Below are 12,283 nucleotides of genomic sequence, written 5' to 3' on the forward strand. Positions count from 1 at the left end.
TTTATTCCTCTTGAGTTAACCGATACCGGAACTAATATGCCTAAGCATTCAACTTAAGCCCTAAAAATGAAGAGGCTGGACGGATGTCCAGCCTCTTTCCTATTGAATCGATCAGTTTTTTGCAGTCGAGTATTTCATATAAACACGACGGAGCTGTTTATTGTTTGCGATAAACCAGATACTCAAGAAACGCACAACACACATCACTGCATTTTGCAGGAGTCGCGGCGGCAAAATAACAGCGATAGGATTTTGCGTTAAGATATAGATCCACAGGGTATTTAACGTCAGATTCACAAAGAGTGTATTGAAGGCAACCGCAAATAAAACACGTTTTTTCGTAACTTTCTTTTTGTGTAAAAATAAGCCATAGAATATGCCTCCTAAAAAGGCAGATAGCGTAAATCCAGGAAAGAAGCCTCCAACGCCGCCCCCGATAATAAAGCTTAAAAGATCTCCCAAGGCCGCAGCCACTCCAGCTACCCAGGGGCCAAACAGCATCCCGATAAGAGCATTAGGAAGAAACGAAAAGGTGATCCGCACGATAGGGGTTGTAATGCCAACACGCCCCAGAGCAATCGCCATGGCCATCAATATTCCAACAATCGCTAATCCTTTTGTATTTAAGTTCCACTTGGAAAGCTGCATGACACGGTATAAGAGCATCCAGCCATAAAATAGAAAGGCAATCCCGTAAATGATGCCGTTCCCACTGAACATCCCTTGCAAACCCAGTATTTCGCTTTGCAGGAATAAAAAATAAGCAGCTCCAGTCAGCAAAAAACCCAGCAGCAGACCTATCAGCATACTCTCTTGTTCTAAACGCTTGTAAAAATAAATACCTATATAAAATAAAAGACCAGTAAAAACAAAAAGGTAAACACTGTCAGTTAAAACCATTACCCAGTTGTCATATTGATCAACAAAGTATTTCGCCCCCATCGAACCACTTACAGAGCGTAAAAAAGGTATCGCGATAGAAAGTAAAAAAGGCGCCACAAGGCCTATAAAAATATAATCCCATCTGATACGTTGTCTATCCATTTTATTCGGTGCTTCATTCATATTCGAAGATCTCCTTTAATTCATACTTTCACAGCAGAAAAATTTACTGCAAAAGGTAATTGGACTGCTTATTTAAAGTCAAGCAGCCAAATTAAAGAGTCCTCGCCAAAAAACTATTCAGTTTTAAAGCGGATGCAGAGAAAAATCGCAAAACCGAGGTTTTTTCGTCTAGCGGCAACATCCCATCCGCCTAGCACTTAACGTTTTTCTCTTACTCTTTCTTCCAAGGTTATTATAAGGGTCATCTGCTCTAGTTACAAGCACAAGTCATTTTAAACTTTTTCAGCACGCATTAATCCGACTTCAGTAATGAGATACTGAACCGGAATATCAAAGGACTCAACAGGAAAGGACTCCACCAGCTGATTCGAATGCAGGAGTGAAACCGTGGTGTGAGGGAAGTCTTTCAGAAAACGATCGTAAAATCCCCCACCAAAACCGATCCGGTAGCCTTTCCGTGTAAAAATCAGTCCAGGAACAATCATTAAGTCGATGCCAATAGCCTCTACCCGTTTCGTCTTGTTCACGATAGGTTCGATTAAGTTGTAGTAGCCTTTTTCCAACTGTTTGAATGAAGTTATTTCATAAAAGTGGAGCGCCCGACTAGCGTGAATCGATTTAGGAACACATACACGCTTACCTTCCACCCAGGCTTTTTCAATGATTGCTTTGGTATCCCATTCGTTCCCTGTAGAGAGAGTAATCCCAATCATTTCAGCATTTTTCCACAGGGATGAGGCAAACAGATTTTCCTGCATGGCTTTCTCTGTTTTCTTTCTCTCAATCATTCCAATTTTTTCCAAAGAAACCAGCATGCCCTTGCGTAATTCATTCTTCCCCATATGACTCTCCTCCTTTCAAAGTTAGTCTGAACACTGTTTCCAGGAAGCCTGTGCGACTTGAAATGCTAATACTGCTGTAGTAATGACACCTATGCCGCCAGGAACTGGGGTCACAGCAGAAGCTTTATCTGACACTTCTTTGTACCTGACATCTCCCACTGGCTTGCCGTCTTTATAGCCAAATCCTACGTCGATCACGACCGCATCGTCTTTGATGTCCTCTGCTTTCAATAATTCCACTACTCCTGTTGCAGAAATAACGATATCTGCTTTTTGCGTGTAAAGCTTTATATCTTTTGTCTTGACATGCAGATTACTGACTGTCGCTTCAGCATTTAAAAGCATTAACGTCAAGGGTTTTCCTACTACTGAACTACTGCCGATCACACACACCTCTTTGCCTTCAAGTGAGATATCATAATACTCCAAAAGCGCCATGACGGCTTTCGGTGTGCTTGGGACAAGTGTGTGTGTGGCCTCCGCCACGATGAGTCCAAGATTTAAAGGCGTGATTCCGTCGATATCTTTTGTAGGATCCACACATCGCGCCACCTTGTACCGAGAGAAAGTCTCGGGCAAAGGCTGCATCACAAGGATGCCGTGTACGTTTTTATTCTGATTCAAGTCACGGATACTTTGTATGACTGTTTCAAGTGACGCCGCTTCGTCAAACACCATGGACTCCACAGCAATGCCCACACGCTGCATTGTTTTGATTGCCGCATTTTCATACGAAATGGAGGACTGTTCATTTCCTACTCGGATGATAGCCAAGGTGGGAAAGCAATCGGTTTTCTTTAAATCTTCAACGGTTTTTAATGTTTGTTCCAATAATTTTTCGGCCACAGGTTTTCCACTTAATTCAATCGCCATATGTCCCCTCCTATTAAAAATCAGGCCATTCATCATGTTCAAGAAAATACCGGATCGATCTGGTCAGTTCAGTCAGTTCCTGCTTTCTCTGAGTCAGACGGCATTTTGCCTCTTCTTCTAAATCGTTTCTTACCTTTTTATCTTTCATCAGCTTTGTATTGATCGTGACATTTAATGCAGCTGTTTCCAAGACACATTCCATAAATAAAGCTGTCACCATCAGGTCATTGACGATGGTTCCCTTCATACGAAAAGCGACCATTTTTTTCAACATGCGGATGAGGTTTGATGCTTCTTCCATCAGGTCAAAGGGAGGCTTTACAGCGCCTTTTAAAGCTTCTTCAATAGTTTTTTGTCTAACTTTTTTTTCTTCTTCTGTTTCTTTAGGAAGTTTGTAAGCCATAAGTACTGGTTCAAAAGCCAGCGCATCCGCTTGTGCTAAACTTTCAAGCCTTTCTCTGACACGTTCTGATTCTTTTAAAAGATTTTTTAATTCATGTTCGTTTTCAGCATACTTTTTTTTGTCTTTCTGAACATCCGCTACCATGCGTATGAGAGAAGCACTCATAGCGCTAACATAAGCAGCGGCACTTCCTCCTCCGTAACTACCGTCTTTCGACCCTAATTCAGTTAAATAAGCGGAAAATGTTTCATCTTTCATATGATTCGCTCCTTAAAATAATCCAGTGATTTTCCCCAGGTTATCCACATCCACCTGTTCAGCTGCAGGCACTTTAGGCAAGCCGGGCATCCGCATGATGTTTCCTGTCATCACAACGATGAACCCTGCGCCAGCAGAGACAGACAATTCACGGATATTGACTAGAAAATCAGTGGGTCTACCCAGGGCTTTAGCGTCATCTGATAAGGAATACTGCGTCTTCGCCATACAGATCGGTAAATCAGCGTAACCAAGTGCTGTTAAACGCTTGGCGGTACGTTTCGCTGCCACACTCCACTCGGAACCTCTGCCTCCATAGACAGACTGGACGATTTTATCTACTTTTGTTTCAATGCTGTCCGTCAATTCGTATGCAAAAGTCATTTCTGTATCCTGATCACACAGTCTGACCGCTTCTTCGGCTAGCTCAATCCCGCCATTACCGCCTTCAGCCCAGACATTGGACTGCACGACGCGACTTCCTGCAGCTTGGATCGTCTCTTTTAGAATATCCAACTCTTCCTGTGTATCATCAGGGAAAGCATTTATGGCGACGACTGCAGGCAGGCTGAATGTTTTTTTAATGTTTTCGATATGTTTTAAAAGATTCGGGATCCCTGCTTTTAGCCCTTCATTATTTTCTTTGGACAGATCCGTTTTTTTGACGCCACCATGCATTTTGAGTGCACGAAGCGTAGCCACAATGACGACAGCGTCAGGGGAGATATTGCCCAGACGGCATTTAATGTCAATAAACTTCTCAGCTCCCAGATCAGCACCAAATCCAGCTTCCGTTACCACATAATCAGCATGAGAAAGAGCTGTTTTAGTCGCCAGTAGACTGTTACAACCGTGTGCGATATTGGCAAAAGGCCCCCCGTGAATGAAAACAGGTGTATGTTCGAGAGTTTGAACCAGATTAGGCTTTAACGCATCTTTCAACAAGGCTGCTGCAGCACCTTGCGCATTAATGTCTCCTAACTTGATTGGCTCATTGTTGAAAGTATAACCAATGAGACAGCGACTTAGCTTTTCTTTCATCTCATCTAAAGAATGGGACAGACACAAGACCGCCATGATTTCAGAGGCCACAGTGATGTCGAACCCGCCTTCTCTGGGCATACCATTTGTCTTGGCGCCAATACCACTGACGATCGAGCGAAGCTGCCGGTCATTCATATCCATCGCACGTCGCCACATAATACGTCTGGGGTCGATATCCAGTTCATTTCCATGATATATATGATTATCTATCATAGCGGCCACAAGGTTGTTAGCTGCACCTATCGCGTGAAGGTCTCCCGTAAAGTGCAGATTGATATCTTCCATAGGTATCACTTGCGCATGTCCCCCACCCGCGGCACCCCCTTTAACACCAAATACAGGACCTAAAGAAGGTTCACGTAAAGCGATCGCTGCTTTTTTGCCGATTTTCTGCAGCGCATCACCCAGACCTACTGACATGGTCGTTTTTCCTTCACCGGCTGGTGTGGGATTGATAGCCGTGACCAAAATCAGCTTGCCGTTCTTTTTCTCAGTAGTATGCAAAGCATCAAAATCAACCTTGGCTTTATACTTCCCGTAATGTTCAAGGGTGCTGGTGTCGATCGATAATTTTCTTGCAATCTCATCTACTGAGAGCATTTCTGTGGATTGTGCTATTTCGATATCTTGTTTAGACATGTTATCCCTCCTGTAATAGGTGCACCATAGATCGCTTTTTCTATTTCAGTCCATTAAAAGTATATATACTGTGTTTCATTCAGTATACCATAGGTCTCATCATCCCCCACTAAAAACAGTTAAATTTCTATTACGCTGAATGGGGCTGCAATAATTATAATTGTGATTTTCAATAAGAAACAATCGACATTTTTGTTTAAATTCCGTATGATAAGGGTAGAAGTTAATAAAGGAGGACCTATAGTGAAAATAATAGATCGTGCAGCGCTGACTCTACTCATTTTTGGTGGCATTCACCTTTTACTTATTGGATTATTTCAATTTAACATCGTGGAAACCTTACTGGGCGACCCGGATCAGTGGGGTGTGCGTATCGTTTATATTTTAATTGGACTGAGTGCCTTATGGTGCTTTAAATACTATTCTTTCACTCCACGAGGTGGCAGTCGGTTGAAAGACAGATAGTATATAAGATTAAAAAGACAGGACACAGAAAATTTCTGCGCCCTGTCTTTTTGTTTTATCTGATTGGTTAAATAAGTGAAGATAATTCGTTGTAGTCATAATCTAAGTCATTAGCTACTGCTTCGTTTGTTACTTTACCTTTATAAACGTTCATACCTGCAGCTAAACCTTCATTAGCATTCATTGCTTCAATGACGCCTTTGTTAGCCAGCTGAAGTGCATACAGAATCGTATCGTTTGTTAAAGCAAGTGTTCCAGTCTTAGGAACAGCTCCTGGTATATTCGCCACACCATAATGAACGACACCATGTTTAATGAATGTTGGTTCGTCGTGAGTCGTTGGTTCATTCAATGTTTCAAAGTTGCCGCCCTGATCTACTGCAATATCCACAATAACGGAACCTTTTTCCATAGACTTGATCATTTCCTCAGTAACTAATTTAGGAGCTTTACGTCCTGGGATAAGTACTGAACCAATAACCAGATCTGATTCTGCAACAGCTTTTGCAATATTTGACGGGGTGGATGCCAAGGTTTGAACATCGCTGCCGAACATGCGGATCAGTTCACGCCTACGGTCTGGATCCAGTTCCAGTATATTGACATTCGCACGCATACCGACAGCCATACGTGCTGCGTTTTCACCTACAACGCCGCCGCCGATGATCGTTACTGTACCACGTTCGACGCCAGGGACACCCCCGAGCAGCAATCCTTTACCGCCTTGTTTTTTCTCAAGGTGATGAGCGCCTAATTGAACAGCCATACGCCCGGCTACTTCACTCATAGGCGTTAGAAGAGGTAAAGTTCCATCCTTGGTGACTGTTTCGTAACCGATCGCTGTAACTCCATTATCCACTAAAGCTTTTGTCAGTTCAGGCGCAGCTGATAAGTGGAGATAAGTGAAGAGAATAAGATCCTTGCGGAAATATTTGTATTCTTCTTTCAGTGGTTCTTTGACTTTCATTATCATTTCAGCGCTGTCCCAAACTTCTTTTGCTGAGTCGATCAGTTTTGCTCCACTTTCAGCATATTCTTCATCTGTAAAGCCACTGCCTTCTCCAGCACTTTTTTCAACTAAAACCTCGTGGTCTGCTGAAACTAAACGTTGAACGTTAAACGGTGTTAACGCCACACGAAACTCATTATTCTTGATTTCTTTAGGTAATCCGATAATCATATCTACAAAATCCTCTCTTTATTTTTATAAGACTAAAACGTAAGTCACGATCAGCAATATTCCGATTATCATAAACAGTATGGCTCCGATTCTGATCAGCAAAGGAAACCATTCGGGAAACCTCGTTCCTGATTTTTGTTTATTTGCATTAGTCACCCATCTATCAGAATACTTGAACGAAAAACACCCATAGACAATTAAAACTATTCCAATAACAATCAACATGGCTAGCTCCTTTTAGCGAATAAAGCTAAGGGATTCCTCATCAAAAATGTAAACGATCACGTTCTGTTCCCCTTGTAATCTCTCGCCAGCCATAAAAACCAGCCTGCAGTCCTCGAAGCAGCACTTCAGCTGACCCCATATTCGTTGCCAGTGGGATCTCATAAACATCGCACAAGCGGAGCAAAGCAGAAATATCCGGCTCATGGGCTTGAGATGTCAATGGGTCACGTAAAAAGATCACTAAATCCATTTTGTTATCTGAAATATAAGCACCGATCTGCTGATCTCCTCCAAGCGGTCCTGACTTGAAGCGATGCAGATCCAGTCCCGTTTCATCCATGATTCGCTTGCCTGTAGTTCCGGTGGCATATAAATTATGTTTATCCAAAATGTATTGATAAGCTTTAGCGATTTTTACGATATCATCTTTCTTTTTATCATGTGCAATCAATGCAATGTTCAACGTTTACCTCCCCCAAAAACAGAAACTTAAAGTTTATCCGTAATAATTATAACATAAAAGTCTAACAATCTTTAATAATAACCATTGGGCGATTTAGACCATACCTCATAAACCCTTTTACTTGTTTTAATAAAACACTAACGATACACTGAAGAAAGAATAATAAAGGAGGATATTTAGCCATGGCTAAAAAAATTGCAGCAGTACTCACTCACTTATTTGAAGACGTTGAATTCACTTCTCCTAAAGAAGAACTGGAAAAAAATGGACACACCGTTGAAACGATAGGATTTGAAGCTGGTGAAACCGTGGAAGGCAAAAAAGGGAATGCCTCGGTCACCATTGACAAAGGAATCGATGAAGTATCGCCGGACGATTATGATGCGTTATTGATTCCTGGCGGCTATTCCCCAGACAAGTTGCGTAAAGATGAGCGTTTCCTGAAATTTGTACGAGCTTTTGCAAACAACAAACCTATCTTTTCGATTTGTCACGCCCCTCAATTATTGATAAATGCTGAGGTTGTGGAAGGTAAGGATATCACGTCAGTCAGTCAAGTCGCTATTGATCTGAAGAATGCCGGCGCAAACTTCCTGGACAAAGAAGTGGTTAAAGATAAGTCCGGTCTGATTTCCAGTCGTACGCCAGATGACCTGCCTGCCTTTAATAAAGCGATCCTTGAATCTCTAAGTGAGTAAATTATAATCTATAACAGCTTAATCCTTAGTTATTTTTAAGGATTAAGCTGTTATGTTTTGGTAAAATTAAAGAGTGGAAAAATAAGTACACATTTCTTTTCTCCCCAAAAAGCTGGTACAGAAGGATCCCCCGAGACGTTTGTATCACCTTTGAAAAGAAGATTATTTGAGACCATTATTCATTCTCCCCGGATTGAATGGTTTTTCTCAAATGACATATATTAGACATTAGTCTTATCCCCAAAAGCACCTTTTCTAGAGGAAAAGGTGTTTTTTTATGTTTCTTTGTCAAAACGTGTCGATCAGAGACTTCGGGGTAGAAAACTAAAGTGCTTTCTACCATTTTTATGTTTTCGACTGGTCCCTGTGACTACATTTTTTAAACATAGACAGTAAAAGTCTTACCTTTATCACGCCTTCATCATAAATAATTCAAATTTATTTTCTATAATGAATTCATACCCACAACAACCAACTTATTTTATGGTAACCGCGCTCCTCCAAGCGCTGGTTTCCACTCCTTTTTTGACACTAGCTGCTTAGGCAGTTAGTGTTTTTTGTTGTTTTCAAATTTTTTATTTATTTTAGAAAAGTATGACTATTATCTATTTGCACTTTCGACCCCTACTGTCTATAATGAGATATGTTGGTATTTTTAGTACTGACCTTTAATTCTTTTAATGTTCGGTGCAAAGGAGAGCACAAATGATCGAATTCAATAGTGTGTCAAAAACGTTTCAAGAGATAACTAACACATTTCCTGCTTTATCGGATATCTCCTTCGCGATTCAAAAAGGTGAAGCCTTCGGTGTCGTGGGTGAAAGCGGTGCAGGGAAATCAACGTTACTTCGCCTGATCAATGCTCTGGAAAAACCTACGTCAGGTTCAGTGGACGTTGAAGGGATCACGCTTTCAACTCTGGAAAATAAACAATTAAGGCCCTTGAAGAAACGCATCAGCATGGTTTTTCAACAATTCAATTTGCTGAATAATAAGACAGTTGCTGAAAATGTGCGTCTACCTTTGGAAATACATAGTCATTCTGTGCACCTCACTGTAGACGAAGCTTTGAATTTCGTAGGACTGGAAGATAAAAAAGATCAGTACCCTTCACAACTAAGTGGCGGTCAGAAACAGCGTGTGGGGATCGCCCGGGCCTTGGTCACGCGGCCTGATATTTTATTGTGTGACGAGCCGACGTCTGCTTTAGATCAGAGTACGGCTGAAGAAATCGTTCAGGTCCTGAAGGAAGCACACAAGGCGTTCAATATGACGATCGTTGTCGTGACGCATGACTTGCCCGTTGTCAAGGCCTTGTGTCAACGCGTCGCGGTCCTGGAAAAAGGAGAACTTAAAACTATCCTCGATGTGAATCCGTCAACTGAACCGGCTGAAAACAAACCTTATCACGAACGTGCGATCGAGGTGTTGAGCAATGGTTGAAAACGTCAGACTATACCTCGAACGTGTCGCTGAATATCTACCGCGCATGCTGGAAAGTTTAGGCGAGACCGGCATCATGCTTTTCTTCGCCATGCTGGCAGCTATATTGCTGGGGATCCCTGTCGGTACGCTGCTTTATCTGACAAGTTCCGGCCGGCCGATGGAACACCGCCTGCTCAATCGTATCTTGAATGCGTTCGTCAATATTATCCGGTCTTTTCCATTCTTGCTTTTAGTTGTTGCCATGCAGCCTTTCATTCGTGAGGTTTATGGGCGCGCAACAGGCGACCCCGTTGCGGCTTCCTTTCCCATGGTCGTGATTGCGATCGCTTTATATGCGCGTTTTGTGGAGCAGTCGCTGAATGATATTCCTAGAGAGATCATTGAAACGGCGCAGTCCATGGGTGCAACCACCTGGCAGCTCGTTTGGAAATTTCTTTACGTCGAAGCACGCAGCAGTCTGATCGTAGGCTTTACAACGGCGGCCATCAGTTTCGTTTCCTATTCCACGATCATGGGCGTAGTCGGTGGAGGCGGGATCGGCGACTTTGCCATCCGCTATGGCTATCAGCGATATGAAACAGATATTATGTACACAGCAATCGTTCTGATCATTTTGCTGGTCGAATTATTCCAGTGGCTTGGTCTGAAACTGGCAAAAAGATTAGATAAACGCTAAATAAATCATTACTTATTATAAAGGAGACGATAATTATGTTTAAAAAAGGGTTATTTTTGAGTACGGCGGCTTTACTTCTGTCAGCCTGCGGGGCAGCAGATGACTCATCAGAAAACACTGCAAATGAAGGAACCGAGGAAAATACCGAAGAAACAGTCACGATCCGCGTGGCTTCTCACCTTCCGCCAATGACCGATGTGGTGGAACTGGCCGGAGATGCGATCGAAGACGGTTATGAAGTCGAACTGGTCGAAGTATCAGATAATATCCAGTATAACGAAGCGCTTTTGAATGAAGAAGTGGATGCCAACTTTGCTCAGCACGAACCGTTCATGGAAATGTTCAATAAAGAGCGTGACGGTAATCTAGTGGCGATCCAGCCCATTTATAATGCTATCGTCGGCTTTTACTCTCCAGTCTATGACTCCGTTGAAGACATCGAAGACGGCGCAGAAGTCGCAGTGCCGAGCGATCCGACCAATGAAGCGCGGGCGCTGGTGACGCTTGAAGAACATGATTTGATCACATTGGATCCGGATGTCAGCAAATCAGAAGTAACAGATACTGATGTGGTTGAGAATCCCTACAATTTCACTTTCACACATGTGGATTTACTGAACTTGACCGCTGCTTATGAAGATGGCGTGGAACTCGTATTCAACTACCCGACCTATATCGCAAACGTTGATTTAACACCGGAAGACGCTGTAGTCTTGCAAGCAGACGAAGAAAACCGTTTTGCCCAGACGCTCATCGCCCGTGAAGATAATCAGGACTCTGAAGAAATTCAAGCCTTGGTTGACGCCATGACCAGTCAGGAAGTGTACGACTTCTTGGATGAGTTATCCGAAAATGGTCACTTGAGACCCGCCTTTGAACCGGGAGAATAAACGCTGATGACGTGATGCCTTTAAAAAGACATGGATAGATGCATCGATATCAGAACATATAATAGCACAAAGCAGTTCGTGTACCTTTACGTATGGTATACGAACTGCTTTTTCAGTTTTAATCAATTGCTCTTGTTCATTTGTAATAAGTGCCGCTGTTTTTTCCAGACGCAACCAGATGTTTCTGGAGAACATTCCGTATTTTCCTATGGCTCAATTTATTTCCACACCAATCATCAATTGCGGCTGTGGTTACTTTATGTTGTGGAAACAAATAACTGAATTCTTTTGTATTATCAAAAATCAGTTCTTCTATCGTTATTTGCTTGTAGCAGACTTTGCAGTAACACGAACGTTGAGTAATGATCAGTTCAAACGATCCACAAGAACAAGATGCGCCAGCTTTTAAATCTTCGACATTGTATAGGGGGAGCTGTTTTTGAAAAAGGGACTCTTCCTTGTGCCTGTCGATGAGTTTATCGGCTAGATAGTGGCAGTGTTTTGTCAGTCGCTTACACTTGGCATTTAATTGGATTATATTTTCTTTGATTTGTGTCGAGAAAATAATTGGATCTTCCAGACTGGCATTGTATAGAGTAAAAGAATCATTAATAAATAATACGTTTGCTTCGATTCTATACGATCCACCCCATTCTTTAACCAGTTGACGCAAAAGTTCTTTGGTACGTTTGAGCTGAATTAAAGGATTCCTTATTTCCTGACCGCTTGTATAAGAAAGTTGGCCAAGTTCATTTGGAAATCGCCTTTAAAATTCTTTATCTCATATAAATAAAGTGTATCCGTAGTGATAATTAGTGCATCGATTTGAAATGTATTCCCTTTACTTTCTATCAGCAAATCATTTAGGACAAGAGCTTCACCGATAAGATATTTTTTTACAAGTGCGTCAAATTGTTCCTCTCCTTTAAAGCCTTTCTCCAGATTGATCAAATATCGCTTATCTGAATCGTTCAGCTTTGTCCTTTTATCTAAATAATTTAAACCAATGAGTAATTTTGACTTTTCTCTTTTTTTAATGATCTTCATCACTTCACCTCACTAATAATATTAGCCAAATAATAAAAAAATCATTATTTTTCTTGAATTTTTTTAAAG

The 12,283-nt window shown here is 41.8% G+C and carries 15 protein-coding genes and 1 riboswitch; of the genes, 5 read left to right on the top strand and 10 right to left on the bottom strand.

Annotated elements, in window-relative coordinates; translation table 11 throughout:
- Positions 1-111 precede the first annotated feature (111 nt).
- The 5 genes from AKA01nite_RS07795 to AKA01nite_RS07815 all read right to left on the bottom strand — a co-directional run bounded on the left by AKA01nite_RS07795 (position 112) and on the right by AKA01nite_RS07815 (position 5,124).
- Positions 112-1,065, bottom strand: coding sequence for a folate family ECF transporter S component (locus tag AKA01nite_RS07795; RefSeq protein WP_146924760.1), 954 nt, complete (start codon positions 1,063-1,065; stop codon positions 112-114).
- A gap of 124 nt (positions 1,066-1,189) precedes the next feature.
- Positions 1,190-1,286: riboswitch (THF riboswitch) on the bottom strand.
- Positions 1,287-1,337: 51 nt separating this feature from the next.
- Complete coding sequence (locus AKA01nite_RS07800) at positions 1,338-1,907, bottom strand: 5-formyltetrahydrofolate cyclo-ligase (protein WP_146924761.1); 570 nt, start codon at positions 1,905-1,907, stop codon at positions 1,338-1,340.
- 21 nt (positions 1,908-1,928) lie between these two features.
- Positions 1,929-2,780: a bifunctional 5,10-methylenetetrahydrofolate dehydrogenase/5,10-methenyltetrahydrofolate cyclohydrolase gene (locus tag AKA01nite_RS07805; protein WP_246117011.1), complete on the bottom strand. Its 852-nt coding sequence runs from the start codon at positions 2,778-2,780 to the stop codon at positions 1,929-1,931.
- Positions 2,781-2,793: 13 nt separating this feature from the next.
- Positions 2,794-3,441 carry a cyclodeaminase/cyclohydrolase family protein gene (locus AKA01nite_RS07810; protein ID WP_146924762.1) on the bottom strand — a complete coding sequence of 216 codons (648 nt, stop codon included), beginning with the start codon at positions 3,439-3,441 and terminating at the stop codon, positions 2,794-2,796.
- Between the two features lie 12 nt (positions 3,442-3,453).
- Positions 3,454-5,124 carry a formate--tetrahydrofolate ligase gene (locus AKA01nite_RS07815; RefSeq protein WP_146924763.1) on the bottom strand — a complete coding sequence of 557 codons (1,671 nt, stop codon included), beginning with the start codon at positions 5,122-5,124 and terminating at the stop codon, positions 3,454-3,456.
- A gap of 243 nt (positions 5,125-5,367) precedes the next feature.
- On the opposite strand from AKA01nite_RS07815, the gene AKA01nite_RS07820 reads away from it, so the two are divergent.
- A complete protein-coding gene (locus AKA01nite_RS07820; protein WP_146924764.1) occupies positions 5,368-5,589 on the top strand; it encodes a DUF378 domain-containing protein in 222 nt (73 codons plus the stop codon).
- Positions 5,590-5,656: 67 nt separating this feature from the next.
- Here AKA01nite_RS07820 and ald read toward each other — a convergent pair whose 3' ends face one another.
- The 3 genes from ald to mgsA are packed head-to-tail and all read right to left on the bottom strand — an operon-like array spanning position 5,657 to position 7,457.
- A complete protein-coding gene (gene ald, locus AKA01nite_RS07825; RefSeq protein WP_146924765.1) occupies positions 5,657-6,769 on the bottom strand; it encodes an alanine dehydrogenase in 1,113 nt (370 codons plus the stop codon).
- 24 nt (positions 6,770-6,793) lie between these two features.
- Positions 6,794-6,994 (bottom strand): hypothetical protein, encoded by a 201-nt coding sequence (locus AKA01nite_RS07830; protein ID WP_146924766.1) that lies wholly within the window; start codon positions 6,992-6,994, stop codon positions 6,794-6,796.
- A 40-nt stretch (positions 6,995-7,034) separates the two neighbouring features.
- Complete coding sequence (gene mgsA, locus AKA01nite_RS07835; protein ID WP_146924767.1) at positions 7,035-7,457, bottom strand: methylglyoxal synthase; 423 nt, start codon at positions 7,455-7,457, stop codon at positions 7,035-7,037.
- A 182-nt stretch (positions 7,458-7,639) separates the two neighbouring features.
- On the opposite strand from mgsA, the gene AKA01nite_RS07840 reads away from it, so the two are divergent.
- From AKA01nite_RS07840 to AKA01nite_RS07855, 4 genes are all read left to right on the top strand, one after another.
- A complete protein-coding gene (locus AKA01nite_RS07840) occupies positions 7,640-8,155 on the top strand; it encodes a type 1 glutamine amidotransferase domain-containing protein (RefSeq protein WP_146924768.1) in 516 nt (171 codons plus the stop codon).
- Positions 8,156-8,860: 705 nt separating this feature from the next.
- Entirely contained in the window at positions 8,861-9,598 is a 738-nt protein-coding gene (locus AKA01nite_RS07845; protein ID WP_146924769.1) for a methionine ABC transporter ATP-binding protein, read from the top strand.
- Positions 9,591-10,277 (top strand): methionine ABC transporter permease, encoded by a 687-nt coding sequence (locus AKA01nite_RS07850; RefSeq protein WP_146924770.1) that lies wholly within the window; start codon positions 9,591-9,593, stop codon positions 10,275-10,277. Before AKA01nite_RS07845 ends, AKA01nite_RS07850 begins: the two co-directional genes overlap by 8 nt.
- A 35-nt stretch (positions 10,278-10,312) precedes the next feature.
- A complete protein-coding gene (locus AKA01nite_RS07855; RefSeq protein ID WP_146924771.1) occupies positions 10,313-11,167 on the top strand; it encodes a MetQ/NlpA family ABC transporter substrate-binding protein in 855 nt (284 codons plus the stop codon).
- A 136-nt stretch (positions 11,168-11,303) separates the two neighbouring features.
- Here AKA01nite_RS07855 and AKA01nite_RS07860 read toward each other — a convergent pair whose 3' ends face one another.
- Together AKA01nite_RS07860 and AKA01nite_RS07865 are read right to left on the bottom strand one after the other, a co-directional pair.
- Positions 11,304-11,840, bottom strand: a complete 537-nt coding sequence (locus AKA01nite_RS07860) for a hypothetical protein (protein WP_146924772.1) — start codon at positions 11,838-11,840, stop codon at positions 11,304-11,306.
- Positions 11,841-11,878: 38 nt separating this feature from the next.
- The gene (locus AKA01nite_RS07865) at positions 11,879-12,214 is read right to left on the bottom strand and encodes a nuclease-related domain-containing protein (protein ID WP_146924773.1); all 336 of its coding nucleotides are present in this window, start codon (positions 12,212-12,214) and stop codon (positions 11,879-11,881) included.
- Positions 12,215-12,283: the final 69 nt, after the last annotated feature.

Source organism: Alkalibacterium kapii (genome assembly GCF_007988865.1).
Classification (GTDB): Bacteria; Bacillota; Bacilli; order Lactobacillales; family Carnobacteriaceae_A; genus Alkalibacterium; species Alkalibacterium kapii.

Coding starts and splice junctions, on each gene's coding strand:
- AKA01nite_RS07845 (WP_146924769.1), top strand. CDS start 8,861: ATGATCGAATTCAATAGTGTGTCAAAAACGTTTCAAGAGATAACTAAC.
- AKA01nite_RS07855 (WP_146924771.1), top strand. CDS start 10,313: ATGTTTAAAAAAGGGTTATTTTTGAGTACGGCGGCTTTACTTCTGTCA.
- AKA01nite_RS07805 (WP_246117011.1), bottom strand. CDS start 2,780: ATGGCGATTGAATTAAGTGGAAAACCTGTGGCCGAAAAATTATTGGAA.
- AKA01nite_RS07850 (WP_146924770.1), top strand. CDS start 9,591: ATGGTTGAAAACGTCAGACTATACCTCGAACGTGTCGCTGAATATCTA.
- AKA01nite_RS07795 (WP_146924760.1), bottom strand. CDS start 1,065: ATGAATGAAGCACCGAATAAAATGGATAGACAACGTATCAGATGGGAT.
- AKA01nite_RS07865 (WP_146924773.1), bottom strand. CDS start 12,214: ATGAAGATCATTAAAAAAAGAGAAAAGTCAAAATTACTCATTGGTTTA.
- AKA01nite_RS07840 (WP_146924768.1), top strand. CDS start 7,640: ATGGCTAAAAAAATTGCAGCAGTACTCACTCACTTATTTGAAGACGTT.
- AKA01nite_RS07810 (WP_146924762.1), bottom strand. CDS start 3,441: ATGAAAGATGAAACATTTTCCGCTTATTTAACTGAATTAGGGTCGAAA.
- AKA01nite_RS07800 (WP_146924761.1), bottom strand. CDS start 1,907: ATGGGGAAGAATGAATTACGCAAGGGCATGCTGGTTTCTTTGGAAAAA.
- AKA01nite_RS07830 (WP_146924766.1), bottom strand. CDS start 6,994: ATGTTGATTGTTATTGGAATAGTTTTAATTGTCTATGGGTGTTTTTCG.
- ald (WP_146924765.1), bottom strand. CDS start 6,769: ATGATTATCGGATTACCTAAAGAAATCAAGAATAATGAGTTTCGTGTG.
- AKA01nite_RS07815 (WP_146924763.1), bottom strand. CDS start 5,124: ATGTCTAAACAAGATATCGAAATAGCACAATCCACAGAAATGCTCTCA.